Raw genomic sequence first — 25291 nt, 5'->3', positions numbered from 1 at the left:
TGATGGGCCCGAAAACTAGGTGGGCCGCAAAGCTACCAAAAAGCGGCGCGTACCCGGTTTTTATGGTAGCTTTGCTCAGTCCGCCTAGCCGGCTGCGCCGGCCGTGCGGGCTACTTTCACCCCCCTTGCCCTACATGTCCGCACGCCCTTACTCACTATTGGGCCTTTGGCCGATTGTTAACCGTTGGAAATACCTGGTGCTGGCGGCCGTGGGCCTGGCGGCCGTCGTGAGCGTGGTGGCGGCCTTGCTGCTCCCCAATATCTTCAAGTCCACGGCCGTGTTTTACCCCACGAACCCGCAGACCACCGACCCCGACCGCATTGTGACGGAGGGCGGCAAGCTGGAGCTCAGCGGGCGCACCGAAGACCTGGACCGCATCATTACCATCGGCAACTCGCAGCCGGTGGCCGAGCACATCATCCAGAAATTTCGGCTGCACGAGCATTACAAAGCCGGTAAGCCGGGTGACGAAATGGCTGACCAAGGCGCCCTGGAGGAGTTCAACAGCAACCTGAGCATCGTGCACACCGACCGCGACGCCATCGAACTGACTTTTCAGGACCAGGATAAGCACCTGGCTGCCCGCGTGGCCAATACGCTGGTCAGCGTCATCGACTCGTTTAACCAGCAGCTCACCCTCGACAACCGCCGCCGCGTGCTGGAGCTGTACCGCACCCGCTACCAGTTCGTGCAGCGCGAGTACGACCGCACCCGCCTCGCGCTGGTGGCCGGCCGCCGCCGCTACGGCATTCACGGCCTGGAAATGGAGTCGCGCTACCTGGCCAAGCAGATCGTGGAGACGGAAGCGGCCCTGCGCATGGCCGAAGCCGCCGGCGACGGCGGCCGCGCCGCCGGCCTGCGCCGCGTGCTGCGCGGCCTCACCGACGCCGACGGGGGCAACGTCATCAACCTGGAAAACTACGTGCAGGGCACCGACTCGATGAACACGCTGTACGCGCGCTTCAACGACCTGCAAACCCGCCTGATCAACGCCCGCTCGTCGTTCGAAAACGCCGACTTGGCCCTCAAAGGCCGCATTTCGTCGCTGTACGTGGTGCAGAAAGCCTACCCGGCGGCCCGCAAGGCCAAGCCCGTGCGCTGGCTGATCGTGGCCTCGTCGGTGCTCATCACCTTCGCCCTGTCGGTGATTCTCATCACCCTACTGGAGCTGTACCGCCGCAACATCGGCCGCCCCGCGGCCACCCAGCACGCCTAAGCCCATGCATACCTGGCTGGCCCGGCTACGCCCGCGCGACACGGCGCAGTGGCTGTTCGTCGCGTTTGCGCTGCTGCTCATCGGCGGCGGGGCCGTGCAGGTGCTCAAGCTGAGCCCTTTCGGCCTGCTGCCGGCGGTGGCCATCGTCGGGCTGGCGGTGCTGGTGGTCGACTGGCGCTGGGTGTACTACCTGCTGCTGAGCACCCTGGCCTTTTCGCAGGAGCTGCACATCGGCTCCCTGACCCTGGACGTGCCCTCCGAGCCGCTGATGCTGGTGCTGCTGGCCTGCCTGGGCGTGGCGGTGCTCGGCGGCCGCACCGGCCTCACGCCCCGGCAGGTGCTGCACCCGTTCGTGGTGATTCTGGCGCTGATGCTGCTGTGGGCCAGCGTTTCCACGCTGTTTTCGGTGGACACCACCAAGTCGGTGAAGTACCTGCTGGCCAAGACGTGGTACCTCGGGCCCTTCCTGCTCGTGACGCTGATGCTGGTGCGCCGCCCCGCCGACGCGTGGCGGGTGGCCGGCTGCCACGCCGCGGGTGCCTCCCTCACGGTGCTCTACACGGCGGCCCGGCACGCCACCCGCGGCTTTGGCTTTGCCGACATCAACTGGGCCATTCAGCCGTGGTACATCAACCACGTCATCTACGCCACGGTGGTGGCGCTGCTGCTGCCCTACGCGTTCTACGCGGCGCGCTCGGCCCAGGGCGGCTGGCGCCTGCTCTGGCGCCTGGCCGTGGCCGTGCTGGTTTTCGGGCTGCTGATTTCCTACACCCGGGCCTCCATCCTCTCCATTCCGCTGGCGGCCATGTTCTACTGGGTGATGCGCCTGCGGCTGACGCGCTGGGTGCTGCTCGGCGCTATTCTGGGCGTATCGGGCGGGGTGGGCTACTTCGTGCAGCAGAACAACTACATGCTCTACGCCCCGGAGTTTGAGAAGACCATCTTCAACGGCGGCAACTTCGAGAAGCACTTGGAAGCCACCTACAAGCTGCAGGACGTGTCGGGCATGGAGCGCGTGTACCGCTGGGTGGCCGCCGCCCGCATGGTATCCGATAAGCCCCTGACCGGCAGCGGCCCCGCCACGTTCTACCCGGAGTACAAGCGCTACACCGTCAAGAGCTTCCGCACCTACGTATCGGACAATCCGGAGCACTCCACCACCCACAACTACTTCCTGCTGCAGCTGGCCGAGCAGGGCGTGCCGGGCTTCGCGCTGTTTGCCCTGCTGATCTGCGTGACGCTCATCACGGCCGAGCAGCTCTACCACCGCGCGGCCCGGCGGCCGGAAGTGCGCCGCCTGGTGCTGGCCGCGACGCTGTCGTTGGTGGTCATCATCTTCCACCTCACGCTCAACGAGCTGATCGAAGTCGATAAGATCGGCTCGTTCTTCTTCATCGGCCTAGCCGTGCTCATCAAGTGCCGTGAGTGGCTGGACGAGCCGGAGCCCATGAGCCCGGAAAGCCCAGCTTAAGCCGCGGCGTACTCCGCCTGGATGCGCGCCAGCTGCGTGAGGTGACGCTCGGCGTGCCGGGCCAGGAAGTACACGTATTGGTACACGTCGATTTTACCCAGGTCGTTGACCGACATGGTGGTGCGGTAAAGCACGCCTTCGCCATTGGGTAGTGCGTCGAGCACGCGGTGGCAGTGGGCCAGCTGCTCCCGAAGCTGCCGGCGCACCTCGCCCAGGGGCTGAGTGCCCGTGGGTTCCATGTGGGCCGGCCGCATCCATTCAAACGACTTATGCAGGCCGATTTCGTCCAGGCGCGGGTCACTGAACTGGTAGCCTTGCAGCTCGGTAGCCAGGTTTAGGCCGGCCTGGTTTTTCAGGGCTTTGGCGGCGCCTTTGTCGATGAGGATGAGCAGGAAGTGATTGGTCAGCCCGACGTGCTCCAGCACTTCGGCTATAGTCCAGCCGCCATTGCGGGGGCGGTAACTACGCTCCGCTTCGGGGTGCTCAAACCACTGATCGAGGCGGGTGAAGGCCTCGCTCAAGGCGCGGCGGATGTGTGTAATAACGGCGAGTATAGGGGCAGAATCGGGCACGATAGAATTAATGATTTCCGTTCATCATGACTGCAATCAGGATGACTATCAGGTTAACTACAAACATCCAAAGCAGTAGTTTTTGCCATTTTATAAAGGGCATGCCGTTTTTCGTACCGATAGGCCAGATATCAGGCTTATTCACACTGGGGCAAGTTTCAGCTGAATTTGGGAAAGGCGCCGCAAATAATAGGGCTGTTGGTCACGGGTGTAACAGCCTAACTACTACCGGAAGCGGCAGGTCAGGATGGTGATGTCGTCGGCGTAGTGCGTGCCCTTCACGTTGAAATCGGTGATGCGGCGCAGCAGCTCGTCGTGCAGCTTGGGCAGGGGCAGGTAGCGGTGCTGCTCCATGGTCTGGAGCACGCCTTCCTCGCCGAATTCTTCCTGGGCTTCGTTGAACACCTCCGTCAGGCCGTCGGTGTAGTTGAGCAGGGTGCTGTGCGGGGGCACCGGCACGCGGCCCACCTTGAGCATGGGCAGCTCATCCATCACCCCGAGCATGATGGTGCCGGTTTTGAGCACCTGCACGGGGCCCTGGCCCACGTCGGGCAGCAGCAGCGGATCGTTATGCCCGGCGTTGACGTACTCCAGCTCGCGCGTGGTGCGGTTGTATATCCCGAAAAAGGCCGTGATGAACCGGTCGCCGCCGGAGTTGCGGAAGATGAGGTTGTTCAGCTCGCTGACCACCGTGGCCAGCTCGGCCTGCTGGCGCAGCAAGGTGCGCAGCCCGGCCTGGAAGTTCGACATGAGCAGCGAGGCCCCCACGCCCTTGCCCGACACGTCGGCCACGCAGAACAGAAAGCGCTGCTTGTCGATGTCGACCACGTCGTAGAAGTCGCCGCCGACGGCCGTGTGGGGTACGTAGGTGGCGTGTACGGCCGCGTGCTGGTCGTTGGGCAGCTTGTTGGGGAAGAGCATGGCCTGCACTTCCTGGGCAATTTCAATCTCCTTGCGCACGGCCGCGGCCTGCACCTGCTGGCGCACCAGCCGCCGCGACGACACCGCGCCCAGCAGGATTTGGCTCAGCGACTCGATGAAGGTCACTGCCTCGCGCCGCGCCTCGGCCGTGGCCGTGTAGTTCTGGTGCGGCAGCCCGATAAACACCAGCCCCAGCAGCTGGTCGCTCTGGCGCACGGGTATCACGTTGGCAAAGTGCTGCCAAGGAGCACCCAGCTCCAGGTCGGCGACTTCCACGGGGTGCTCCGGCGGAAAGCGCTGCAATTGCTCGGGCAGGCTGATGCCCCGAAAATCGGGAATGCCGGGCCCGAACGCCACCGGGCAACGCCACTGTCCATCCTCCACCACGTATACGGCCAGCTGCCGCACGCCGAGCTGCCCCAGCAGCGTAAACTGGAAGATTTTATAGAGGTTCTCGTCGCTGGGCTCGCCGTTGATGGACTGGGTGATTTCCAACAGGGCCGCCAACTCCCGCTCCTTCAGCTTCAGCAGCAGGTGCTCTTCTTTGGTCAGCGGGCGCAGGGTATCGGGCATGGGGGGAATGGCTAAATGGCCAAATGGTTAAATGGTTAAATGGTTAAATAGTTAAATGGTTGAGGTTTGAACGACCAACCATTTAGCCATTCAGCCATTTGACCATTTAGCCCAGGGGCGTTTTCGGGTCGTAGGCGTCGCGCAGGCCGTTGCCCAGCAGGTTAAAGCTAAGCACCAGCAGGCTAATAGCCGCACCGGGCAGCAGCGTAAGCCACAAACCGGCCTGGGTGCCCAGCAGTTGAAAGCCTTCGTTCACCATCAGGCCCCACGAGGGCGCCGGCGGCTGCACGCCCAGCCCGAGAAAGCTCAGGCCGGCTTCGAGCAGAATGGCGGCGGCGAAGTTCGAGGTGGCAATGACGATGAGCGGGCCGAGCAGGTTGGGCAGCAGGTGGCGCACCAACAGGCGACTCGTCGGCAAGCCTAGTACGCGGCCGGCCTCCACGAAGGTTTTTTCGCGCAGGCTCAGCAGCTGCCCGCGCACCACGCGGGCCACGTCCACCCACATGGTCAGGCCCACGGCCACGAAGCTGGTCCACACGCCCTTCGAGCCGAAGGCCAGCGAAATGGCAATGACCAGCATGATGCCCGGAATGCTCCACACCACCGTCATCACGCCCAGCAGCAGGGAATCGAGCCAGCCGCCGGCGTAGCCACCGATGGCCCCCACCGCCACGCCGATGACCAGCGAGATGAGCACCGCCACCAGCCCGATGCCCAGCGAGATGCGCGTGCCCAGCAGCAGGCGGCTCAGCTCGTCGCGGCCGGCTTTGTCGGTGCCCAGCCAGTAGGTGCGCGGCCGGATGTGCTCCTGCTCGATTTCGGCGCGCAGCGCGGCCGCAGGGCCGTCGTGGCCCGCCACCCGGCTCAGGGCGTAGCGGCGCTCGGGCTCTGCCAGGGTGCCCACGGCCTGAAACGGCTGCGCGATGAGCGTATCGCCCTGCACGCGCCAGCCGCCGATGGGCACTTCCTCAAAGCGCGTGGGCGCGCCGCGCAGCCAGCGGCTGCCCAGGCCGGGCTCCTCCCCCACTGAGTCGGCCAGGGGCAGGCGCAGCAGGGTGGCGCGGAAGCCCGGCGGCTGCTTCTGCAGCTGCACCAGGCTGTTGTTGGCATCGGGCGAGGGGTCGGGCAGAACGAGGTAGCCGAGCAAGGCCACCACGGTACACAGCAGAATGAACAGCGCGCCGGCCATGGCGGGCTGGTTGCGCAGCAAGCGGCGGCGCACGTAGTAGCCGGGGGTACGCACCGGCGCCGCCTTGGTCTGTGGCAACGGGGCAGCGGAGGGCTTAGCCATTAGCGGGTGTTGTGCTGCAGCAGGCCTTCCTTGGAGGCCAGGAAGTAGCAGTCCTGACGCAGGGCGCCGAAGGAGGTCGGCTCGTAGGCCAGCTCCGTGTCGGGGTCGGGCCAGTAGCAGCGAATCAAGCCCTGCTCGAGCAGGCTGCGCAGATGCTGCTCCAGCTCGGCGGCGGGCAGCTGGGTGCGCTGCAGCAGCTCGGGAAAGGAAGCGACGAAGTACAACTCGTCGAGGATATCGAATTCGGCGTCGGTCACGGCGGGCTCAGCTGATGTGCGGCAAAGGTATCATCGGCCGGGCAGGAATGCGAAGCTTAGGGGCGCGTCTAGTTGACGGCGGCCACCGCATCGGCGCCAACCTGGCTGGCGGCTCTGCCTTCCTGGGAGCGGACGTACTTCATGATGTGCCTGATTTCCTCGTTGCTCAAGGCAAAGCCGGGCATCTGCTGCTTCTGGTACTGGTTGAAAATCTTCACCGCATACTCGTCGCCGCTGGCAACCATCTTGCTGGAGTTCTGCACCCACTTGATAATCCACGGCAACGGGCGCCGGGCTTCCAGCCCCGCCAGCGCCGGCCCCACCACCACATCGTTAATGGCGTGGCACTGGGCGCAGTTGTCCTTAAACAGCGCGTCGCCGGCGGCTACGGCTTCTGCGTCGGCGGGGTCGAGGGCTACGGTCGCGGCAGAGTCAGCGGGTAGCGGGGCCTCCAACGGCATCTTGTCGGCGGCAACTGCGGGCCCGGACTCCAGGCCGGTGGCGGTCAGAAACAGTACGACCAGGCTGCAAACGAGCAGGCAGACGGCAGCTGGAAATACCAGCTCCAGGGCAGAACGGGACATAACAACGGGGGATTAATGGCACGCTTGAAATCGGCCAAAAAGTACTCCCCGATCAATAAGCGCCCAAGCTTTTTCTGCGGTTTTCGCAGGCTGCGCTTTGCCGGCCAGGCAGCTACCACCTGGTCAGCTGGTTCTGCCCCTGCCGAAGGGAAAATTACGCTACCTGCCGCCCCTTCCAGCGGTAGCCGCCGCGCAGCCCGAGCAGCCCCACGGCCAGGGCGTAGGGCGGGTACAAGAGCTGCAGCAGCGGCACCAGTACCAGCCACTGCCGTCGCCGAAAAAAACCGAGCACCGGCGTGAGCAGCGCGGCATCGGCGCCGAGCTTGCTGAGCCAGGCGGCAGCGGCCCAGGGCCAGGCCGCCGGCTGCCACAGCAGCCACAGCGGCAGCACCGCCAGCGAGACGTTGGCCCCGAGCACCAGCAGCGCCAGCCAGCGCGAAGCCCGGCTTTGGTAGTGCCGCCACTTGCTGGCCCAGCGCACCCGCTGCTGCAGCAGCGCCCCCAGGGTGGGCTGCGCGGCGGTGCGTACAATGGCCGCCGGCCGGGCCAGAAAGCGCACGCCCTGCGGGTAGCGGGCGGCTATTTTGTGCAGCAGAAACTCGTCGTCGCCGCTGGGCACGTGGGCGTTGCCGCCGTAGCCGCCGACGGCGGCAAAAGCGGCCCGGCGGTAGGCCAGGTTGGCGCCGTTGCACATGGTGGGCGCCCCGGCCGCAATGCCGGCCGCCCCAGTGCCCACCAGCGCCGCCAGTTCCAGCCCCTGCAGCGCCGGCAGCAGCCCCGCGCCTTCCAGCAGTACCGGTCCGCTCACGAACTGCACCGCGGGGTCCTGCAGCAAGCCGGCGTACGCCTGCAGCCAGTCGGCGGGCACGCGGCAGTCGGCGTCGGTGCAGACCACCCAGGGGGCCGTGGCCGCCGCCAGCGCCGTCGCCACGGCGGCTTTTTTGCCGGTGGGGCGGCCCGGCAGCTCGGCCAGGGAGAGCAGGCGTATCGGCACCGGGCTGGCCGCGGCGGCGGCCTGCACTACGGCGGCGGTGTCGTCGGTGGAATGGTCGTCGGCCACCAGCACCTCGTAGCGGCCGCCCGCCGTCCGCCAGGTCTGCGCCTGCAGATCGGCCAGCAAGCCGGGCAGGTGCACGGCCTCGTTGCGGGCCGCGATGAGCACCGACACCAGGGGGGCTTCAGGTGGTACCGTGTCTATGGTGTAGTCGGGCTGCCTGGCGGCCGGGGCACCGGCGTGTGGCGGCTGCACCAGCCGCTGCCAGTGGTGGCGGTAGCGGAGCATCACCACGGCGTAGAGCAGCGCCGGCAGGCACAGGAAGGCGGGCAGCCCGGTGGCCCAAAAGCTGCCGCTCACGACGACGCCGCTTCGCTTGCGGGCCGCGCCTCGGGCGTGCCGGCCGGGGTTTTCTTTTTCCGCCGCAGCACCTTCAGGCGCAGCACGAACAGCAGGCCGACGGCGCTGGGCAGGGCAATGTTGAGCACCCACAGGCTGAGGCTGGCGCTGAGCACCGGCAGCACCGGCAGGCCCAACAGCCCAAACAGGTGCGTGGCCGACAACTCCCGGGCCCCTACATCGGTGAGGGCGTTGAGCGAGGGCACCAGCGACTTCAACAGAAACGTGCCGGCAATGGCGGCCAGCGCGGCCCCGAGCGGCGCCACCGCCCCGTAAGCCCAGAGCAGCAGCCCAAACTGCGCCGTAAACACCGCGTAGCGCAGCCCCGAGAGCAGCAGCACCTGGTTCAGCACGCGGGTGGGATAATGCGGCAGGTTGGCCGTGTAGCGCTGAAAGCGCCGCAGCGGAGCCCACTGCAGGACGGCCGCCAGCAGGTAGCGGCTGCGATACAGCGGCAGCAGCACCAGCGAGTTGCCCACCAGCGCCGTCAGCGCCAGCCCTCCGGTTACCAGCGGGTACTGCGGCCCCAGGTAGCGCGCCACGAAGTAGAGCACGCCCGCGGAGCCGGCCAGCAAGGTGATGACCAGCTGGCAGTAGCGCCCGAGGAACACGGCTCCCAGAGCTTCAGGACGGCGGTTTTTCAGCTCCAGCAGGCGGCCGGCGTAGTCGCCCACCCGGTTGGGCGTCACGAAGCCCAGGGTGAGGCCGGTGAGCACCGCCCGAAAGCTGCGCGCGTACGAAACGGGCTCCAGGTAACGGGCCAGCCGCCACCATTTCCACGCTTCGAGGGCCCAGTTCAGCGGCACCAGCAGCAGGGCTGCCAGGGCCGGGCCGCGCCGCGCCGCCGTGAGCAGGCCCCGCCAGGCCGCGGCCGTGGCCGCATCGGCCACCACCGACCGCCAGAGCAGGGCCAGGGTGAGCAGCGTCACGGCCAGCTTGCCCAGGATTACCCAGGGCCGCAGGTTGCGGCGGCGCGGCTGGCGGGGGCCTTTTGCGTAACTTTGTGGTAGATGGCTATTTTCCCCTCCCCTGCTTCGCTCGACCTGCCCAAGATTATCATGGGCATCGACCCCGGCACCCAGATCATGGGCTACGCCGTGATTGAAGTCACCGGGCAGCGGGTGCAGGTGCTGCGCTACGACGTCATCAATCTCAAGGCGTTCGGGTCCAATCACGCAGTAAAGCTAAAGAAGATCTTCGACCGGATGATCGAGCTCATCGAGGAGTACCTGCCCGACGAGCTGGCCATCGAAGCCCCGTTTTACGGCGCCAACGTGCAAAGCATGCTCAAACTGGGGCGGGCGCAGGGCGTGGCCATTGCCGCCTGCCTCTCGCGCGACATTCCCTTCGTGGAGTACGCCCCCACCAAGGTCAAGCAGGCCGTCACGGGCTCGGGCGCGGCCTCCAAGGAGCAGGTGGCCCACATGCTGCGCCAGACGCTGACCCTGCCGCCGCTGGAAGACGCGCCGAAGTTTCTCGACGCGACCGACGCGCTGGCCGTGGCCCTATGCCACCACTACCAGAAGGGCAACAACGTGAAGGCCGGCGGCAAGAGCTGGGGCAAGTTTCTGGCCGACAACCCCGACAAAATGGCCGCGCCGGTGGCGGGCAAAAAAGCCGTGGCCGCTCGCCAGAAGCCGGTGGCGTAGCCCACAGCGCGCGCGCGCCTACAGCTCGATTTCGCCCTTCAGATACGTCACCGCGTAGCCGCTGATGAGCACCCGGTCGCCGCGCAGCTCGCACCACAGGTCGCCGCCGCGCGCCGACACTTGCCGGGCGTGCAGGCTGGTTTTGCCGAGGCGCTCGGCCCAGTACGGCACCAGCTGCGTGTGGGCCGAGCCGGTGACGGGGTCTTCGGGCACGCCCACGCGCGGGCCAAACCAGCGCGAGACGAAGTCCACGTCGCCCGTGCCCGGCGCGGTGGCAATGACGCCGCGGTACTCCACTTTGCTCAGCTGCAGCTGGTTGGGGCGCAAGGCCCGCACTTCGGCTTCGGTATCGAACAGCGCAATCAGATCGGGGCCGGCCAGGATGCGCAGCGGCGTGGCCCGTAGCCCGTCCACGAGGCCATCGGGGTGCTGGGTGAGCGGCTGCGGCGGCTGCGGCGGAAAATCGAGGGTGAGCTGGCCACTCCGGGGCTGCTGGCGCACGTGCAGCGGGCCGCTCAGGGAGTGAAACGTGAGCTGCTCGGCCGTGGCGCTCAGGTGGCGAAACAGCACGTGGGCTGCGGCCAGCGTGGCGTGGCCGCACAGCTCCACCTCCACGGCGGGCGTAAACCAGCGCAGGTCGTACTCGGCCGCCGTGCCGACGCGGGGCACGAAGAATGCGGTTTCGGCCAGGTTGTTTTCGGCCGCAATGGCCTGCATCTGCGCCGCGGGTAGCCACTCGCGCAACGGACACACGGCGGCGGGGTTGCCGGCAAAGACTTTATCGGTGAAGGCGTCGACCTGGTAAATCGGAAGCGTCATGGCAGGAAAGCAACTAAACCGGCAGGGCAGGCTGCCGCCGGGGCTAAGCTAGGTATTGTCCGGAATTATCTGTGACGCAGCGCCACCCTGGCCCGGCGGCGCTTGGTGTCGCTCCATGCATCGTGCACCGCCCCGGCCCCGGCAGCAGCGCCCAGCCGTAAGGCGCTGCGTGTAAGACGGAATCGTACTGCTCTGCGCGCGGCACGGATCGGCCGCATGAATATTAAACCACTATTCATCAACAGTTTACATAAATTATTTTCCCTCACGCAACCCGCGCCCTTGGTGGCTGGTCATGGCTGCAGAAACCCGTTTACACCCCCAGCACCACTTTCCCTTCGCTGCACGCACGCCACGGCATGGCCCTACCAATTGATGACATCTTAGCCGGATGCCGGCGGGGCCAGCCGGGGGCGCAGCGGGCGCTGTACCAACACCTGGCCTACCCGCTGATGGGGGTGTGCCTGCGCTACTGCCCTTCCCGGGCCGAAGCGGAAGATGCGCTGCAAAATGCTTTCATCAAGATTTTCACCAACCTGCACCAGTTCAACGGTAAGGGGCCGTTCGAGGCCTGGGCCCGGCGCATCGCCGTGACCACCGCCATCAACGCTTACCACCAACGCCAGCAGCGCGGCCCGCACGTGGAGTACGACGAGGCAGCCGAGGTAGCTCACCCCGACGGCACTCCGCTGGAGCAGCTCTCGGCCGACGACCTGATCCGGGTGCTGCACACGCTCCCGCTGGGCTACCGCACGGTGCTGAACCTATACGCGGTGGAGGGGTATTCCCACGCCGAAATTGCCGAAATGCTCGGCATCACCGAGGGCACCAGCAAGTCGCAGCTGGCCCGCGCCCGCCGCCTGCTCGAAACCAAATTGTCACTTCCCACGCCCAACCGGCTTGCTGCCAAATGACCGAACGCGAACCAGATCATCTTTTTGAGGAGCTGCGCCGCAAGTTGGACGACTACGGCGGCCATCCTTCCGACGACGTGTGGGCCGGCCTGGAACAGAAGCTGGCCAGCCTGCCGGCCGCTGAGCGGCCGGCCTGGCAGCGCCGCGGCTTCTGGCTGCTGGCCGCCGGCCTGCTCCTGCTGCTCAGCATTCCTACGGCGCTGTGGCTGCGCTCCACGCCCACCTCGCTGCCGGGCTCCACGGCGAACCGCTCGGCATCCACCCAGCCCTCGACCAACTACTTTCCCCCGGCGAGTCGATCCACGACTGCCTCCGCGTCATCCGCTCCACTTCTTGCTGCCGAAACGGGTGCGCTGGCGGGCCGCAACGGTACTCAAGACCCCGTGGCCGCCATGGCCACCAGCGCGTCGGAGGCGGGAAGTACCCCGCGCCAATCCCAGGTAGGTACGGCAGCCCGCACCGCCGCGACGGCAACACTGCCGGCGGGTAGCGGAGGGGCCTCGGCCTCGGCCCCTGCCACATTGGCTACCGGCACGCCGGCGGGCTTTGGCCCCGCTGCCAGCAGCACCGCCGGAGCAGCCGGCACCACCGCCGCTCCGGCCGTGGCGGGCCAGGCTTCGGGGCGCCGCAGCAAGCAAGCCACCGTGCTGGCAGCCGCCGGCGCCCGCCCAAGCCGCCGTGCCTTAACCGCCCAAACTGGTTCCGGAGCACCGGGTCTGGTTTGGCCAGGTGGGCAGCCCAGCCGGGCTACATCCTCAGCGGCAAGCACGGCCTCGAATACCGGGGCTGAAACCTCACCCAATGCAGCCGTTGGAGCGTCGCGGCCCGCAACGGCCGGGCTGGCTGCCTCATCCGACGCCCAGCGTTCAACCGCCAGCCGGGCCGGTGAGCAGACACCGCAGCCGACCGCGGCCAGCCTGGCTACGCCCGCGGTTGCCAGCCCCGACAATCCTCCCCATAGCCGTGGAACCATAGACGCACAGCTTCCGCTAGCCCCGGCCACCCCAAACGGGACTGCTGACTCACTCAACGCATCTTCCTCAATTGGCCTGGAAACGGCCCGCATGATGCCATTGATGGACGCACTGGCCTTGCGCGTGCCGGCGCTGCAGACCGCGCCATCCGTTCTGCCCCAGCCGCTGAGCGGTGTGGCAGTGGATACGGTGCGCCCACCCCGGCCCGTCCCACTCCGCTGGAGCTTGGCCGCGCTGGCCGGTCCGGGCATCACGCACCGGGTGCTGGGGGCGCAGGGATTGCCCGGCCGGGGCGTAACGGAGCTGGAGCGGCCGGCAGTGGGCTACGCCGCTCAGGTGCAACTGGGCTACGCCGCCACGCCGCGCCTGCGCCTCTCCGGCGGTGTGGGCTACACCGAATACGCCACGCGGCTGAACGCCGTGGTCAACAAGTCGGGTTACGTGTCGCGCACGCTCCGCTTCATGGACGTCGACGGGGTGTGGCGGGACTCCCTCTTGCTGGTACCTGACTCGCTGGCAGCCGGCGGGACGCAGCGCCTGAACCGCCGCAATACTTACCGCTATTTCGCCGTGCCGCTCCAGGCGCAGTACCGCCTCGGCACCTCGGGCCGCCTCGCTTACGACGTAGTAGCCGGCGCAACGCTGGGCATTTACCTGGGTGGGCGCACCACCAGCGGCTCGCCCTGCAACTGCGAGCAGACCACCTGGCGCGGCGCCGCGGGTAGCCCCTTCCGCCCCTTCTCCTTCACGCTCACGGCGGGCGCCAACGTGGAATACGAGTGGCGCGCCGGCTGGTACTGGCAGCTGCAGCCGGTGCTGCACTACGGCCTGAAGTCGCTTACCGTCCCGGGCGAAACGGCCCGGTACCCCGCCGCCCTGCTGTTTCAGGCGGGCCTTCGCATCGATCTTCCCTGATTCATCCTTAACCCTTTCTGATCTATGAAAACCAACTTATTGTTCTCGCTGCTCGCGGCGGGAGCCCTGCTCGTGACGGCCTGTAAAAAAGACGCCGACGTTATCGACTGCAAGCCGGAGACCGACGAGTCGAAGTCCATTATCAACACGTTTGTGCGGGCCCACAGCGCACCGGTGCAGACGTTTACCCTGAATCCGGCGCCAAGCGCTACTGCCATTGTCACCACGGCCAAAGGGACGCGGATTTCGGTACCGGCCGGCACCTTTGTAATGCCCGATGGCACCACGCCCGTCAACGGCCCCGTGCAGCTCACGGTGCGCGAGATTACCCGGAAGTCGGACATGGTGCTCAGCGCCATGCCCACCATGTCCTACGGCCAGATCCTGGTATCGGGCGGGCAGTATTACCTGCGGGCGACGCAGAACAACGTGCGGCTGCGCATGAAGCGCACCGCGCGCATTGCCATTTCGGTGCCCAGCCCCACGGCGCCCGACCCGGACATGGGTTTGTTTTTTGGGCAGGTCGACGACAGCAGCCGCACCTTCAACTGGATGCCGCAGCAGTGGCAGCCCCAGAACCCCTCCACCATTCGGACGGATTCAGCGGCCCAAGGCGTCTTCCGCTACGACATCCGGCTCAACAACGACTCGTTGGGCTGGGTTAACATTGACCGGTACATGAACCTGAACCCCACTACGCAGGTGAAGGTGAACATTCCCAACACCGACGTGAGCTATGAGAACACGCTGGCCTTCCTCGTGTTCGACAACTTCAACTCGGTCGCGCAGATCCACGTGCCGCCGGGAGGCAACATCCTCTCCATCTTCTACATCCCCGTGGGGCAGCGCGTAACGGCCGTGGTAATTCGCCAGGTGGGCGGGCAGTACTACTTCGGCAAACAAACCGCCACCGTGGTGGCCAACCAGCAGTATACGCCCACGCTCCGGGCCCTGACGGAAACGGAGCTGGTTGCCGAAATTCAGCAACTCTAACCCCCCCGGGGCTTTTCGCCCCGGTACCTGCCCGCATGCAAGCGTTACCGCGTATCCCTAGCTAGCCCGAGGCCGCTCCCGTTAGGAGCGGCCTTTTGTTTTTGCGTTCCGGGTCCGCCTACTGCGGCTCACCGCCGATGTACACCTGCTCCACCGGATTCTCGCCCAGCCAGTACGGCAGCTCCCGGTAATCGGGCACGCTGAGAATAAGCAGGTCGGCGCGCTTGCCGGGTTGCAGCGAGCCGCAGTCCTGCTGCCGGCCGATGGCCCAGGCCGCGTTGAGCGTGACGGCGGCCAGCGCCTCGCGGGGCGTCAGGCCCATCTTGAGGCAGGCCACCTGCAGCGCCAGCCAGAGGTTTTTGCTCGGGCAGGAGCCGGGGTTGAAGTCGGTGCTCAGCGCCACTGGCAGGCCCGCGTCGATGAAGGCGCGGCCGGGGGCGTACTGCTCCTGGCGCAGAAACAGCGGCACCAAGGGCAGCAGCACCGCCACCGTGCGGCCCTGCCCTGCGGCCGCCACCTGCGCGGCGCCGGCGGGCGTGAGGTAGTCGCAGTGGTCCACGCTGGCGGCGCCCAACTCGGCGGCCATCAAACAGCCGCCCAGGTCGTGGAGCTGCTCGGCGTGGATTTTCAGCCCGAAGCCCCGCTCCCGGGCCTGCTGCAGGTAGCGGCGCGAATTCTCCACCGAAAAAGCGCCTTCCTCGCAGAAAATATCCACGAAGGGCACCTCGGCCGGGTCCAGCTGCGGTAGCACCTGCTCGGCCAGCATGGCCAGGTACTCGGCCGGCCGGCCCTTGTACTCGGGCCCCGGCACGTGGGCCCCGAGGAAGGTGGGCACCACGCGCACGGGCTGCCGGCGGCCGGCCTCCTGCGCCACGCGCAGCAGGCGCAGCTCCGTTTCGGCATCGAGGCCGTAGCCGCTTTTGGCTTCCAGCGTCGTCACGCCGTAACGGCGGAAGCCTTCCAGGTGGTGCAGGGCGCTTTGGAGCAGCTCGTCGTCGGTCGCGGCGCGGGTGCGGCGCACGGTGCTCAGGATGCCGCCGCCCGCCGCCAGAATATCGAGGTAGGATTCGCCCTGCAGCTTGCGCTGAAACTCGTCGGCGCGGTTGCCGCCGAACACCAGGTGGGTGTGGCATTCCACCAGCCCGGGCATCAGCACCCGGCCCGAGGCGTCGATCATGCGGGTATCGGGGCCGATGCGGCCGGCGTCCAGCTCTTCCATTGGCCCCACGGCCGCGATGGTGTCGCCGTGGCAAGCCACGTAGCCGTGCTCGATGAGGCGCCAGTCGGCGAGGTCCGCGCCGGCCAGGGGGCGGTCGGAGGGCCCGCCGGCCAAGGTGAGCACCTGAGCGGCGTGGCAGAAGAGCAGGGAGTACGGCTGGGGCATAGCGGCAAGGGCTAAGTGAGCGGCTAAAAGTACGCGCCCCGCCTTATTTTCCCGGCCGCCGGCTCAGGTGGTGGCTACGCTTCGCTGGCGCCCGGCTGGCCGATTCGCGCCTGCCCGCCGGCCGAAATGGCGCCTTTGCGGGTCAGCTTCCTGATGTACTCCACCCGCCGGAAGCGCAGCGCCGACCAGTCCTCGTCAATGGCCACCTGGCTGACGGGCTCGAAGCCGGCCGCACCCAGGGCCGCCCAGCCGGTGTCGCGGTTGAACTCGCAGCGGTATTTCTTGGAGGTGGTTTTGGGGTAGGCCACCCACACGGCCGCGTCGCCGGGCGCGTGCCCGAGCTGCGCGGCCAGCTGTTCCACTTCCTGCTGCCGGGTGGCAAAAGCCAGCACGGTGGTAAAGGGCACGGTGGGCGCCAACACCGGTTCGACGGTGGCCCGCTCCCAAAGGCCGGCCAGGGCGGGCTGCAAATCGGCGGGCAGGCCCAGCAGGCCTACCACGGCGCCGGGCTTGATCTGGAGTTTGTCGACGACGGTTTTCATAGCCTGAACATACGCATTGCTACGCCTCGTCGGCGGGGCCGAGCCATGGGCGCAGCAGCGCGGCGTAGGCATCGCCCAGGGGCAGCTCGTACTCCACGTGCAGGGTGCGGCGCGGCACCTGCACGAGCTGCTGGCGGACGGGGTCGAAGCCGTCCTTGAGCCGGGTGCCCCAGTACATGCCCACGCCGCGCTTCTGCCAGGCGGGCAGCGCGTGGTAGTTGACGCCGTGCTGAAAGAGCAGCTCGTTTTTGGCCGCCACGCTCAGGCCCTGCACCCGAGCGTGGGCGGCTGCCGGGGCCTCGCCGAGGCCGCGCAGCAGCCAGTAGCAGTGCGCGTTCAGGGAGTTGCGGTGGGCGTCTTCCTGTCGCCAGCGGAAGTAGTCCAGCACGTCGTCGGGGCGGGGCAGTTGCGAGATGCGACAGTCGAAGCAGGCCACGGCGCCGAGCTGCTGGGTAAACACGGCCGAAGCCTCCCCGGCCAGCACTGAAATCAGCTTGCGCAGCTTTCGTCCGAAGGCATTTTCGGCCGGGTCGAGGAGCAAGGAAATTTCGTCGCTTTGGGTGAAGCCGTAGCTGACGCGGAAGCCGCACTGCATCAGGTGCGCCACCGTGGCCACCATCATATCCCGAAACCGCTCGTCGAACGGCGCTTCGAAACGGTGCACTTCCTTGGTCAGGCGGGTGAAGCCGCGGCCGTCGAGGCGGGCCACCAGGTAGAGGCCAGGCAGGGCGCAGTGGTCGTGCGCGGTTTCGAACACGCGCAGGCGGGCGTCGAGGTCGTCGAATTTCATGGCGACAAGCTACACCGGCGGCGCGGTTGGTGCCTCCCCCTGCCAGGGCTCCACCACGAAGCCCCCGCCGGCGGCGATGCGCACGTAGTACAGCTGATCGAAACCTTCGGCCCAGGTGGGCAGCTCCAGCCGACCGGCCGTGCCAAACAGGCCCACCGCGGGCACTTGCTCGGCGGCTGGGCGCTGGCGGTTGCGCTCCAGCGCCGCCCGGGGCACCGACTGAAAGTAGTAGCCGACAACCTCGTAGCCCGCCGCCCGGGCCGGCGCTATGTAGCGCGCCCGCTCGGCCGCCGAGGGGTTGGTGTTGTCGACGGCAAAACGGGCCTGGGTTTCGAGGCAGAGCTGCAGCAGGCGCGCCTCGCGGTGACGGGTGCGCAGCAAATCCAGGCTAATGCGGACGTGGGAGTTGAAGAACCGCTCCTTGTAGAAAGTCGACTTTCCAGTGGCCTGAATGCCGCAGAAAATAATGGCTTGCATACCCTCCGTTTCAGCAGCCAACCGTTTCGTGCAGCCCAACAAACTTCACCAGTTCGCTCCCCGCAGCCAGCGAGGACAGGTACAGGCTCAACCGGCTGGCGTTGTAGTGGGGCGCGGTGTCGAGAATCAAGTCTGCCTGCCCGTCGTGGTCCAGGTCGCCGGCCCACAGGAGCGTTATCATGGCATCATCCAGCTGCGGGGCGGCCGCCAGCAGCTGCTCGACGCCGGGCCGACGGCTCGAGGCCAGGTACAGCTTGTAGTTGCGGCGGTTCTGGTCGTCGGGGACATAGGCGGCGTAGTCGCAGCGGGCCGTGAGCGTGTACCGGACGCCGCCCAGCCGGAAATGCACCGGCTTGCCAGGCTCCAGCGGCCCGCTACCGACGGCCGCAGAATCAACCGGGCCGGACGCCAGCTGCCTTAGCCCGGCCAGCAACAACAGGCAGCTCCGGTTGGTGTCGGGCAGGCTTACCTTCCAGCCGGTTTGCTGGCCTTCGTCATCCTGCACCACGTCGAACGTGCGGGCGGTGCGCACCGCGGTGCCCGCTAGGTAGTAGCCCTCGGCCCCGCGAAACAGGCCCAGCCAGTGGCGACGGGCGGCGTCAGGGGGTATTTCACCGTCGTGGAAATCCCCGGTTTGGAGCACTTGCCCGACCGCGTCGGTTGCCTTCGGCAGCTGCACCGTGTCTAGCACCAGGGCCTTGGGCGCAGCCGCTACCGGGGTTATAGCCGGCGGTTCGGCGGTCAGCGGCTCTTGGCGGGCCACTTCCTGGCACGCGGCGGCCATCAGTCCGAAACTCAGCAGCAGCCCGGTGGTCTTGTTCATTTCCCCATGCGTTGGTTGACAAGCGCCCAAGAAACGAAAAAAGCCGCCCCGGGAAGGGGCGGCTTGGGCATTACGTCCAGTACTTGATGGGCGCCGCGGGAAAGCGCTGCTGCCACTCGCGGTAAAAGAACTGCTTTAGCTCGCGCATGTCGTCGGGCTGGTACACGTACTTAGTGCCCCCGAACTTGTTGCGCTTCACGGCGCGGGTGGCCTCGTCGAGGTCCAGGGAAGTGTTGGGGTACCACTGCAGCAGCACGTCCTTGGAGCCGGGCGTGAAGCGGTGGCTGATGAATTCGACGGTCAGGTCGCAGGGAAAGTCCAGTACGGCCTGCAGGCGGTCGAGCAAGGAGCGGTACTCCTCGCGCCAGCCCGGAATGGGCATGATGGGCGCCAGCACCAAGCCCACGGGGTAGCCGCCCCCGCCCTCGGCCACGGGCAAAGCCAGCCGGCGCAGGGCCTGCAGACGCGCTTCAACCGAAGCCGTGCCGGCTTCGAGGCGGCGGGCCACCGGCTCGGCGTTCAGGCTGACGCGGGCGCGAGTGCGGCCGTGGTGGGGCAGCGCCAGCAGGGAGTCAACGTGGTCGTACTTCGACACAAAGCGCAAGCCCGCGTCGGCTTGCGTGCCGAAGTAGCGGATGCACTCGGCCAGGCTGCCGGTGAGGTGCTCGATGCCGAGCACGTCGGTGTAGCAGCTGACCTCGAAGGAGGTGTGCCGGCCGGGCGCGGTGTACGCGGCGGTATTCTGCAGCAAGGTGGGCAGGTTGGCAAACACCTTCACCACCGGCGGTCCGGCCAAAGAACCGGCCAGGTAGCAGTACTGGCAGTGCGCGGGGCAGCCTTCGGCCAGGTTCATCTGCCAGTCGGCGGACGGCGGCGTGGGCTGCAGGCGCAAGGCACCGGGCGGGGCTTTCACCACGGCCAGGGTGTTCTTGGCCCGGCGGTAGGTGTCGCGGGCGTCGTCGCCGCGCAGCCCGATCAGGCGGTTGCTTTTCAGCAGCTCCACTTCCAGCCCGTGGGCCTGCACGCGCTGCAGAATCTGCTGCCCGAAAGCCTCGTCGAGGGCGTCGGGCGTAAACACCACCCGCTTGGGCAGCCACAGCTTGGCGGCGTGGGTACGGGGCGCGGCGGCAGCGGCCGGCGGCGTCTGAAGCACGGGTAATTGCAGCTGGTCTGTCATCGAATGTTTAACACCCCCAAGCAACCGGAAGGTCCGGCCCAGCGTCATTTATAGCGAATTATTTACCCTGATAATCAGCAATATAACCCACTACCTTCAATCAACACACAGGTCCCCGATGGGCGCCGACCTCACATGATTGTGTTGTTGCGCCGCCGCCCGCAAATGCCCAGTTTGCCCCCTTAATCCTTGCGTATGCATCCCCTCTTCCGTCCGTTTTACACTGCCCTGGCCCTGAGCGCACTCAGCGCGGGGTTCTCTTCCCCCGCCGCGGCTCAGTCGGCGGCCGCCAAAGCCGTGGTGGCCGCTGAGCGTGCCTTTGCCAAGACGGCCCTCACCGACGGGGTAAAAGCGGCTTTCCTGGGCAGCATGGCCGATTCGGCGGTGGTGTTCAGCCGAGCCGAGCCCGCCCTGGCCCGCTCGGTCTGGAGCGGCCGCCCCGCCCCCACCGCCACCGACCCGACGCTGCACTGGGGGCCCGCCGTGGCCGGGGCCGCGGCCTCCGGCGAGCTGGGCTACAGCACCGGCCCTTGGTACATCACCACGCCCGAGGGCAAGCAGGTGGGCTACGGGCAGTTTTTCACCATCTGGGCCCGCCAGCCCGACGGCACTTACCGCTGGCTGATCGACAACGGCATCAGCCATCCGCAGCCGGCGGCGGTGGAGCCGCCCGCCACGCCGCAGTACCCCGCGTCAGGGCAGCCGCCGCGCCGCGGCACGGCTTCGGCACTCGCCCGGGCCGCCACGCTGGATGAGCAACTCACGGCGGCCGTAGCGGCCCAGGGGCTGTCGGCGGCCTACGCGGCGCGGCTGCACCCGCAGGCCCGGCTGCTGCGCGAAAACGTGCTGCCCCTCACGACCCCGGCGGCCATTACGCAGCAGCTGGTAACCGAGGCCCCGCGGCAGCTGCGGCCCGTGGGCGGGCGCATGGCGCGCTCGGGCGAGCTGGCCTACACGTACGGCACCTACCAGACCACCAACGAGCCGGCAGCCCGCGGCAGCTACGTGCACCTCTGGCAGCACGGCAGCAAGGGCTGGCAGTTGCTGGCGGAGGTCTTCAACGCCGCGCCGCAGTAGCCCCGGCCCCGCAGCAGCAGCGGCAATGCGCCGCTGCGCGAAACATTCGGCCCCGTTCCGAAGTAGCGCATCCGCAGCCCGGTCGCCCCGGCGCTGCGGATGCGCTACTTCAGTTCCGCCCGTATGCCGCTCGCCGACGATGCCCCCCTGATTCTCACCTTGATGCTCGACGAAGCCGCGCAGGCTTTTTTCGACGGGCTGCGCCGGGAGCATTTCCCACCCGCCCGCAACTTCCTGGCGGCTCACCTCACGCTGTTTCACCACCTGCCGGGCACGGAGCGCGCGTCCATCGAAGCGGAGCTGGCCGCCCGCAGCCGGGCGCTGGCCCCGTTCTCACTGGCCGTGACGGGGCTGCAGTTTATGGGCCGGGGCGTGGCCTACGCCCTCGACAGCCCCGAGACCGTGGCGCTGCACCAGGCCCTGCAGGCGCAGTGGTGGCCGCACCTCACGCCCCAGGACCAGCAGCGCCGCCGCCCGCACGTGACGGTTCAGAACAAAGTGGATCCGACACAGGCTCGGTCCCTGTACGAGCAGCTTTCCGCCGACTTTGTCCCGTTCGAGGCGCGCGGCTCCGGGCTGCAGCTCTGGGCCTACCGTGGAGGGCCGTGGGAATTGCTGCGCACGTTTGCCTTCGGTTCCGCTACTTAGTGGCCCGGCGGCTCACACATCAACTTCATTCGTGGCAGCCCCGGCCCTATTACCTTGCCGGCTGCACTTCACCCCTTATCCGATTCCGATGAAAGCCCTGCTGCTGATTGATATCCAAAACGACTTCGTGCCCGGCGGCGCACTGCAGGTAGCGCACGGCGACGAGATTATTCCGCTGGTCAACCGCCTGCAGCCGCTGTTTGAGTTGGTGGTAGCTACCCAGGACTGGCACCCGGCGGGCCACCAAAGCTTTGCCAGCAGCCACCCGGGCCGCGCCGTGTTTGAGGACATCCAGTTGAACGGCCAGCCCCAGCGTCTCTGGCCCGACCACTGCGTGCAGGGCACGGCCGGGGCGGAACTGCACCCCGCCCTCGACCAAAGCCGCCTGGCCCGCGTGTTTCAGAAAGGCGCCAACCCGGCCGTCGACAGCTACAGCGGCTTCATGGACAACGACCAGCGCAGCCCGACCGGCCTGGCCGATTACCTGCACGCCCAGGGCGTGACGGACGTGTACCTGGCGGGCCTGGCCGGCGACTACTGCGTGCATTTTTCCGCCCTCGACGCGCTGGCGGCCGGCTTCAATACTTTCCTGATCGAAGACGCAACCCGCGCCATCGACGCGGAGAGCTTTGTCCAGGCCAAGGCGGAGCTGCAGCGGCGCGGCGGCCACGTAGTGCAGAGCGCAGACGTGCTGCGCGAACTGGCGCCCACCGGCCGCTAGCGCACGGCGGCTAGCTCCGGGTGGCGGCGCTCCGTGCCGTAAACGGCCTGCAGGCCGATGGCCCGCGCCACCGGGCGCAGCACCCCGAACAAGAGGCGCTGCACCCAGCGCGGGGGCCGGGCCAGCCGAAATTCCCGGTCGAATTCCGGCAGCAGCAGTGAGGTTTGCAGCAGACCGGGTACGCCTTCGGCCGTCACCAGGCCCGCTTGAGCCAGCGTGAAAAGGGTTTCGAGCAGGTCCTCGGTGCGCAGGGCGGGGCGGGTGGTCCAGCGCACCATAGCGCGCGTGTCCGCGTCGTTCCACATGCTGTGCACCTGCCCGGGCGCTATGCGCAGCCGCTCGCCCGGCCCCAGGCGGTGCAGTTGGCCGTCGAGGCGCACCGTCAGCTCGCCTTGCAGCACCTCGAAGGTTTCTTCCTGTTCCGGGTGGTAGTGCGGCAGCGGCTCGGGCCCGTGCCCGCGGTAGCTCGACACGAGCACCAGCTCGGCGCCCTGGGTTTGCCGGGCCGTGGCTTCGAATAGCAGGGTTTGCCCCGTAATGGGGTTTTCTACGGTTTGTCCTGGGTACGCCATCGGATAAAAAAGCTGGGCAGCGGGGCGCTGCCGGGTCGTATGGAAGAGGTGGATAAGTACTCGTGCTGAGGCCGTCCGCGGGTTTTCTTGGCCGTGGCCGCCTTCCCCGCAAAGGTACCCAAGCACGCTAGCACCTTGATTCACATAATGATGTGAGCAGGAATCCCGCATTGCTTCGGGCCGGTAAACCGGCTCCACCGCCCAGTTGCCGGGGGCATAACTTTTACCGCGGTGCGGGGGTAGACGGAACAGGCGTCCCCAGTGCCTTCAGCTTTGCCATTGCCTATGTCCGACCTCGGCCTGGACCTTCCTTACCAGCTTTTGATTGCCGTCAACACCACCGGGGTGGTGCTGGGCGGTCTGGCGCTGGGCCTGCTCCTGAAGCTCATCGTGTTTGGCCTGCTCCGGGTGTACGGCCGCCGCGAGGGGGCGGTGCTGGCCCCATCGGTGGCGCGCTGGCTGAGCCGGCCCAGCACGTACTTTCTGCCGCTGCTCGCTCTCTCGTTTATGCTCCCGCTGGCGCCGCTGGCGCCCAAGCCCTTCGAGGTGCTGCGGCGCGTGGTGGAAGCCTTGCTGATCAGCTCTTTTGCCTGGTGTCTGGTGCGGGCCGTCAACGTGGCCGAGGACCTGATCCGGCGGCACTACCAGCTCGAGGAGCCCGACAACCTGCGCGTGCGCAAGCTGTTCACGCAGCTGCAGTTCGTGCGCAAGTTTGTCGTGTCGATGATTCTGTTCCTGGCCCTGGCCCTGATCCTGATGAGCTTCGCCACGGTGCGCAAAATCGGCACCGGGCTGCTCACCTCGGCGGGCATCGTCAGCGTTATCGTGGGCTTCGCGGCGCAACGCTCCATCGGCAACCTGCTGGCTGGCTTTCAGCTGGCTTTTACCCAGCCCATCCGCCTCGACGACGTGCTGGTGGTGGAAGGCGAGTGGGGCCGCGTGGAGGAAATCACCTTTACCTACGTGGTGCTCCGCATCTGGGACGAGCGGCGCATGGTGTTGCCGCTCAACTACTTCATCGAAAAACCCTTCCAGAACTGGACGCGCACCACCGCGCAGCTGCTGGGCACCGTGTTCATTTACACCGACTACACCATTCCGGTGGAGGCCGTGCGCCAGGAGCTGCAGCGCATCGTGGCCGCCCACCCGCTCTGGGACCGGCGCGTGTGCGTGCTGCAGGTCACCGACTCCAAGGAGCGCACCCTGGAACTGCGCGCCCTGGTCAGCGCGAGCAATTCCAGCAACGCTTTTGACCTGCGCTGCGCCGTGCGCGAGCAGCTGGTGGCCTTCATTCAGCTACACTACCCGCACTGCCTGCCCAAGACCCGCGCTGTAACCGATGCTGCGGCCACCGCAATACCCAACTGATGGACTTAGTGCTCCGGCCAATCTGTAACTAGGTCGAGTCTTAAAAATTCAGCCTGGCCATGCTTGGATAAGCCCTTTGGGGCTTATCCAAGCATGGCCAGGCTCAGCCTATATGTATAGTCCCGGAGTGTGGTGGTGTATCTTTTGACCTCACCTTTCGCACCGCTTTATGGGACAAGTACTCCACGGCAGCGCCCGCACAACGCAGGCAATCCGGTCCGTTATCCAGCGTAGTTCGGAAAGCTTACAAAGCCTAGCGCGGCGTCACGGCATCAACCCCAAAACCGTGGCCAAGTGGCGCCAGCGCACCACCACGCAAGACGCGGCGATGGGCCCCACGCCGGCCTCGACGGTGCTTACGGCGGAAGAAGAAGCCATTGCCGTGGCCTTCCGCCAGCACACGCAGCTGCCGCTGGACGATTGCCTCTACGCGCTGCAGGCCACGATTCCGCGCCTGACGCGCTCGGCCCTGCACCGCTTGTTCCAGCGCCACGGCATCAGCCGCTTGCCGTTGGCCGAAGATGGGAAAAGCACCCCGAAGAAGAAATTCAAGGCGTATCCCATCGGGTACGTGCACGTGGATTTCGCGGAAGTGCACACCGAGCAGGGCCGCGTGTACTTGTTCGTGGCCATCGACCGCACCAGCAAAGTGGCCTTCGCTGAGCTGCAGCCCCGGGCTACCAAAATGCTGGCCGCCGAGTTTTTGCGCCGCGTGCTGGCCGCGCTGCCCTACAAAGTACACACGGTGCTCACCGACAACGGCACGCAGTTCGGCAACATGCCCCACCAGCCCTACGCCGGCCGCCACATCTTCGGCCGCGTCTGCGACGAGCACGGCATCGAGCATCGCTTCACCCAGCCGGCCCACCCGTGGACCAACGGCCAGGTCGAACGCATGAACCGCACCCTCAAAGAGGCCACGGTGCTGCGCTACCACTACGAAACTACGGAGCAACTCAACGAGCACCTGCAGGCCTTTCTGCTGGCTTACAACCACGCCAAACGGCTCAAGACCTTGCACGGCCTCACCCCGCACGAGTTCGTCTGTGCGCAGCACCAGAAAACCCCTGCTACCTTCGCTCGTGACCCGACCCAGCTCACCCTGGGTGAGGTGGTCTAACGCGAGCGGACACGGAAGAGTCTTAACTTTCCCTGTCGATGCCAGACCA

At 66.9% G+C, this 25291-nt stretch carries 26 protein-coding genes; 11 read left to right on the top strand and 15 right to left on the bottom strand.

Annotated elements, in window-relative coordinates; genetic code table 11:
* Positions 1–134 precede the first annotated feature (134 nt).
* Positions 135–1217, top strand: a complete 1083-nt coding sequence (locus tag ACYVKQ_RS07890) for a hypothetical protein (RefSeq protein ID WP_460577360.1) — start codon at positions 135–137, stop codon at positions 1215–1217.
* Positions 1218–1221: 4 nt separating this feature from the next.
* A complete protein-coding gene (locus tag ACYVKQ_RS07885) occupies positions 1222–2688 on the top strand; it encodes an O-antigen ligase family protein (RefSeq protein WP_460577358.1) in 1467 nt (488 codons plus the stop codon).
* Here the strand turns inward: ACYVKQ_RS07885 and ACYVKQ_RS07880 are convergent.
* The 7 genes from ACYVKQ_RS07880 to ACYVKQ_RS07850 form a co-directional block, all read right to left on the bottom strand.
* Positions 2685–3260 carry a DinB family protein gene (locus ACYVKQ_RS07880; RefSeq protein WP_460577356.1) on the bottom strand — a complete coding sequence of 192 codons (576 nt, stop codon included), beginning with the start codon at positions 3258–3260 and terminating at the stop codon, positions 2685–2687. The two genes, ACYVKQ_RS07885 and ACYVKQ_RS07880, sit on opposite strands and share 4 nt — an antisense overlap.
* A 225-nt stretch (positions 3261–3485) precedes the next feature.
* Complete coding sequence (locus ACYVKQ_RS07875; protein ID WP_460577354.1) at positions 3486–4754, bottom strand: PP2C family protein-serine/threonine phosphatase; 1269 nt, start codon at positions 4752–4754, stop codon at positions 3486–3488.
* A 106-nt stretch (positions 4755–4860) separates the two neighbouring features.
* Positions 4861–6045 (bottom strand): ABC transporter permease, encoded by a 1185-nt coding sequence (locus ACYVKQ_RS07870; protein ID WP_460577352.1) that lies wholly within the window; start codon positions 6043–6045, stop codon positions 4861–4863.
* Positions 6045–6302, bottom strand: a complete 258-nt coding sequence (locus tag ACYVKQ_RS07865) for a hypothetical protein (protein WP_460577350.1) — start codon at positions 6300–6302, stop codon at positions 6045–6047. The genes ACYVKQ_RS07870 and ACYVKQ_RS07865 overlap by 1 nt, the downstream gene beginning before the upstream one ends.
* A 68-nt stretch (positions 6303–6370) precedes the next feature.
* The gene (locus ACYVKQ_RS07860; RefSeq protein WP_460577348.1) at positions 6371–6886 is read right to left on the bottom strand and encodes a c-type cytochrome; all 516 of its coding nucleotides are present in this window, start codon (positions 6884–6886) and stop codon (positions 6371–6373) included.
* A gap of 154 nt (positions 6887–7040) precedes the next feature.
* The gene (locus tag ACYVKQ_RS07855) at positions 7041–8240 is read right to left on the bottom strand and encodes a glycosyltransferase family protein (RefSeq protein WP_460577346.1); all 1200 of its coding nucleotides are present in this window, start codon (positions 8238–8240) and stop codon (positions 7041–7043) included.
* Positions 8237–9208 (bottom strand): lysylphosphatidylglycerol synthase domain-containing protein, encoded by a 972-nt coding sequence (locus ACYVKQ_RS07850; protein WP_460577344.1) that lies wholly within the window; start codon positions 9206–9208, stop codon positions 8237–8239. Before ACYVKQ_RS07850 ends, ACYVKQ_RS07855 begins: the two co-directional genes overlap by 4 nt.
* An 81-nt stretch (positions 9209–9289) precedes the next feature.
* Here ACYVKQ_RS07850 and ruvC point away from each other — a divergent pair, with 81 nt between their 5' ends.
* Entirely contained in the window at positions 9290–9928 is a 639-nt protein-coding gene (gene ruvC, locus ACYVKQ_RS07845) for a crossover junction endodeoxyribonuclease RuvC (RefSeq protein ID WP_460577342.1), read from the top strand.
* An 18-nt stretch (positions 9929–9946) separates the two neighbouring features.
* On the opposite strand, the gene ACYVKQ_RS07840 is transcribed toward ruvC, so the two are convergent.
* Complete coding sequence (locus tag ACYVKQ_RS07840; RefSeq protein ID WP_460577341.1) at positions 9947–10747, bottom strand: PhzF family phenazine biosynthesis protein; 801 nt, start codon at positions 10745–10747, stop codon at positions 9947–9949.
* 359 nt (positions 10748–11106) lie between these two features.
* Between ACYVKQ_RS07840 and ACYVKQ_RS07835 the strand changes: the two genes are divergently transcribed.
* Genes ACYVKQ_RS07835 through ACYVKQ_RS07825 form a run of 3 tightly spaced genes read left to right on the top strand, consistent with a single transcriptional unit; the run spans position 11107 to position 14543 of the window.
* The gene (locus ACYVKQ_RS07835; RefSeq protein WP_460577339.1) at positions 11107–11661 is read left to right on the top strand and encodes an RNA polymerase sigma factor; all 555 of its coding nucleotides are present in this window, start codon (positions 11107–11109) and stop codon (positions 11659–11661) included.
* On the top strand, positions 11658–13550 hold the full coding sequence (locus ACYVKQ_RS07830; RefSeq protein WP_460577337.1) for an outer membrane beta-barrel protein: 1893 nt from the start codon (positions 11658–11660) through the stop codon (positions 13548–13550). Before ACYVKQ_RS07835 ends, ACYVKQ_RS07830 begins: the two co-directional genes overlap by 4 nt.
* Positions 13551–13574: 24 nt before the next feature.
* Positions 13575–14543: a hypothetical protein gene (locus ACYVKQ_RS07825; RefSeq protein ID WP_460577336.1), complete on the top strand. Its 969-nt coding sequence runs from the start codon at positions 13575–13577 to the stop codon at positions 14541–14543.
* Positions 14544–14661: 118 nt separating this feature from the next.
* On the opposite strand, the gene hutI is transcribed toward ACYVKQ_RS07825, so the two are convergent.
* From hutI to ACYVKQ_RS07795, 6 genes are all read right to left on the bottom strand, one after another.
* Positions 14662–15927 (bottom strand): imidazolonepropionase, encoded by a 1266-nt coding sequence (gene hutI, locus ACYVKQ_RS07820; RefSeq protein WP_460577334.1) that lies wholly within the window; start codon positions 15925–15927, stop codon positions 14662–14664.
* 74 nt (positions 15928–16001) lie between these two features.
* Positions 16002–16469 carry a hypothetical protein gene (locus ACYVKQ_RS07815; RefSeq protein WP_460577333.1) on the bottom strand — a complete coding sequence of 156 codons (468 nt, stop codon included), beginning with the start codon at positions 16467–16469 and terminating at the stop codon, positions 16002–16004.
* A 19-nt stretch (positions 16470–16488) separates the two neighbouring features.
* Complete coding sequence (locus tag ACYVKQ_RS07810; RefSeq protein WP_460577331.1) at positions 16489–17259, bottom strand: tRNA(His) guanylyltransferase Thg1 family protein; 771 nt, start codon at positions 17257–17259, stop codon at positions 16489–16491.
* A gap of 9 nt (positions 17260–17268) precedes the next feature.
* Positions 17269–17736, bottom strand: a complete 468-nt coding sequence (locus tag ACYVKQ_RS07805; protein ID WP_460577329.1) for an AAA family ATPase — start codon at positions 17734–17736, stop codon at positions 17269–17271.
* A 10-nt stretch (positions 17737–17746) separates the two neighbouring features.
* Entirely contained in the window at positions 17747–18559 is an 813-nt protein-coding gene (locus ACYVKQ_RS07800; RefSeq protein WP_460577327.1) for a hypothetical protein, read from the bottom strand.
* A 70-nt stretch (positions 18560–18629) separates the two neighbouring features.
* Entirely contained in the window at positions 18630–19712 is a 1083-nt protein-coding gene (locus ACYVKQ_RS07795) for a spore photoproduct lyase family protein (RefSeq protein ID WP_460577325.1), read from the bottom strand.
* 219 nt (positions 19713–19931) lie between these two features.
* Between ACYVKQ_RS07795 and ACYVKQ_RS07790 the strand changes: the two genes are divergently transcribed.
* From ACYVKQ_RS07790 to pncA, 3 genes are all read left to right on the top strand, one after another.
* Positions 19932–20813: a hypothetical protein gene (locus tag ACYVKQ_RS07790; RefSeq protein ID WP_460577324.1), complete on the top strand. Its 882-nt coding sequence runs from the start codon at positions 19932–19934 to the stop codon at positions 20811–20813.
* 123 nt (positions 20814–20936) lie between these two features.
* Positions 20937–21461: a 2'-5' RNA ligase family protein gene (locus ACYVKQ_RS07785; RefSeq protein WP_460577323.1), complete on the top strand. Its 525-nt coding sequence runs from the start codon at positions 20937–20939 to the stop codon at positions 21459–21461.
* Between the two features lie 88 nt (positions 21462–21549).
* Entirely contained in the window at positions 21550–22182 is a 633-nt protein-coding gene (gene pncA, locus ACYVKQ_RS07780; RefSeq protein WP_460577321.1) for a nicotinamidase, read from the top strand.
* On the opposite strand, the gene ACYVKQ_RS07775 is transcribed toward pncA, so the two are convergent.
* On the bottom strand, positions 22179–22754 hold the full coding sequence (locus ACYVKQ_RS07775) for a cupin domain-containing protein (RefSeq protein WP_460577319.1): 576 nt from the start codon (positions 22752–22754) through the stop codon (positions 22179–22181). The genes pncA and ACYVKQ_RS07775 overlap by 4 nt on opposite strands.
* 285 nt (positions 22755–23039) lie before the next feature.
* On the opposite strand from ACYVKQ_RS07775, the gene ACYVKQ_RS07770 reads away from it, so the two are divergent.
* Positions 23040–24122 (top strand): mechanosensitive ion channel family protein, encoded by a 1083-nt coding sequence (locus ACYVKQ_RS07770; RefSeq protein WP_460577317.1) that lies wholly within the window; start codon positions 23040–23042, stop codon positions 24120–24122.
* Between the two features lie 169 nt (positions 24123–24291).
* On the top strand, positions 24292–25242 hold the full coding sequence (locus tag ACYVKQ_RS07765; protein ID WP_460577315.1) for an IS481 family transposase: 951 nt from the start codon (positions 24292–24294) through the stop codon (positions 25240–25242).
* Positions 25243–25291 lie beyond the last annotated feature (49 nt).

This window comes from Hymenobacter coalescens, from assembly GCF_054783195.1.
Note: the sequence above shows the minus strand (reverse complement) of the source record. Positions and strands in the feature narration are given on the sequence as shown.

Excerpts from the sequence above, each read along its gene's own strand:
- ACYVKQ_RS07890 (WP_460577360.1), top strand. The coding sequence starts at position 135 with ATGTCCGCACGCCCTTACTCACTATTGGGCCTTTGGCCGATTGTTAAC.
- ACYVKQ_RS07885 (WP_460577358.1), top strand. The coding sequence starts at position 1,222 with ATGCATACCTGGCTGGCCCGGCTACGCCCGCGCGACACGGCGCAGTGG.
- ACYVKQ_RS07875 (WP_460577354.1), bottom strand. The coding sequence starts at position 4,754 with ATGCCCGATACCCTGCGCCCGCTGACCAAAGAAGAGCACCTGCTGCTG.
- ACYVKQ_RS07870 (WP_460577352.1), bottom strand. The coding sequence starts at position 6,045 with ATGGCTAAGCCCTCCGCTGCCCCGTTGCCACAGACCAAGGCGGCGCCG.
- ACYVKQ_RS07860 (WP_460577348.1), bottom strand. The coding sequence starts at position 6,886 with ATGTCCCGTTCTGCCCTGGAGCTGGTATTTCCAGCTGCCGTCTGCCTG.
- ruvC (WP_460577342.1), top strand. The coding sequence starts at position 9,290 with ATGGCTATTTTCCCCTCCCCTGCTTCGCTCGACCTGCCCAAGATTATC.
- ACYVKQ_RS07840 (WP_460577341.1), bottom strand. The coding sequence starts at position 10,747 with ATGACGCTTCCGATTTACCAGGTCGACGCCTTCACCGATAAAGTCTTT.
- ACYVKQ_RS07835 (WP_460577339.1), top strand. The coding sequence starts at position 11,107 with ATGGCCCTACCAATTGATGACATCTTAGCCGGATGCCGGCGGGGCCAG.
- ACYVKQ_RS07830 (WP_460577337.1), top strand. The coding sequence starts at position 11,658 with ATGACCGAACGCGAACCAGATCATCTTTTTGAGGAGCTGCGCCGCAAG.
- ACYVKQ_RS07825 (WP_460577336.1), top strand. The coding sequence starts at position 13,575 with ATGAAAACCAACTTATTGTTCTCGCTGCTCGCGGCGGGAGCCCTGCTC.
- hutI (WP_460577334.1), bottom strand. The coding sequence starts at position 15,927 with ATGCCCCAGCCGTACTCCCTGCTCTTCTGCCACGCCGCTCAGGTGCTC.
- ACYVKQ_RS07815 (WP_460577333.1), bottom strand. The coding sequence starts at position 16,469 with ATGAAAACCGTCGTCGACAAACTCCAGATCAAGCCCGGCGCCGTGGTA.
- ACYVKQ_RS07810 (WP_460577331.1), bottom strand. The coding sequence starts at position 17,259 with ATGAAATTCGACGACCTCGACGCCCGCCTGCGCGTGTTCGAAACCGCG.
- ACYVKQ_RS07805 (WP_460577329.1), bottom strand. The coding sequence starts at position 17,736 with ATGCAAGCCATTATTTTCTGCGGCATTCAGGCCACTGGAAAGTCGACT.
- ACYVKQ_RS07800 (WP_460577327.1), bottom strand. The coding sequence starts at position 18,559 with ATGAACAAGACCACCGGGCTGCTGCTGAGTTTCGGACTGATGGCCGCC.
- ACYVKQ_RS07790 (WP_460577324.1), top strand. The coding sequence starts at position 19,932 with ATGCATCCCCTCTTCCGTCCGTTTTACACTGCCCTGGCCCTGAGCGCA.
- ACYVKQ_RS07785 (WP_460577323.1), top strand. The coding sequence starts at position 20,937 with ATGCCGCTCGCCGACGATGCCCCCCTGATTCTCACCTTGATGCTCGAC.
- pncA (WP_460577321.1), top strand. The coding sequence starts at position 21,550 with ATGAAAGCCCTGCTGCTGATTGATATCCAAAACGACTTCGTGCCCGGC.
- ACYVKQ_RS07775 (WP_460577319.1), bottom strand. The coding sequence starts at position 22,754 with ATGGCGTACCCAGGACAAACCGTAGAAAACCCCATTACGGGGCAAACC.
- ACYVKQ_RS07770 (WP_460577317.1), top strand. The coding sequence starts at position 23,040 with ATGTCCGACCTCGGCCTGGACCTTCCTTACCAGCTTTTGATTGCCGTC.
- ACYVKQ_RS07765 (WP_460577315.1), top strand. The coding sequence starts at position 24,292 with ATGGGACAAGTACTCCACGGCAGCGCCCGCACAACGCAGGCAATCCGG.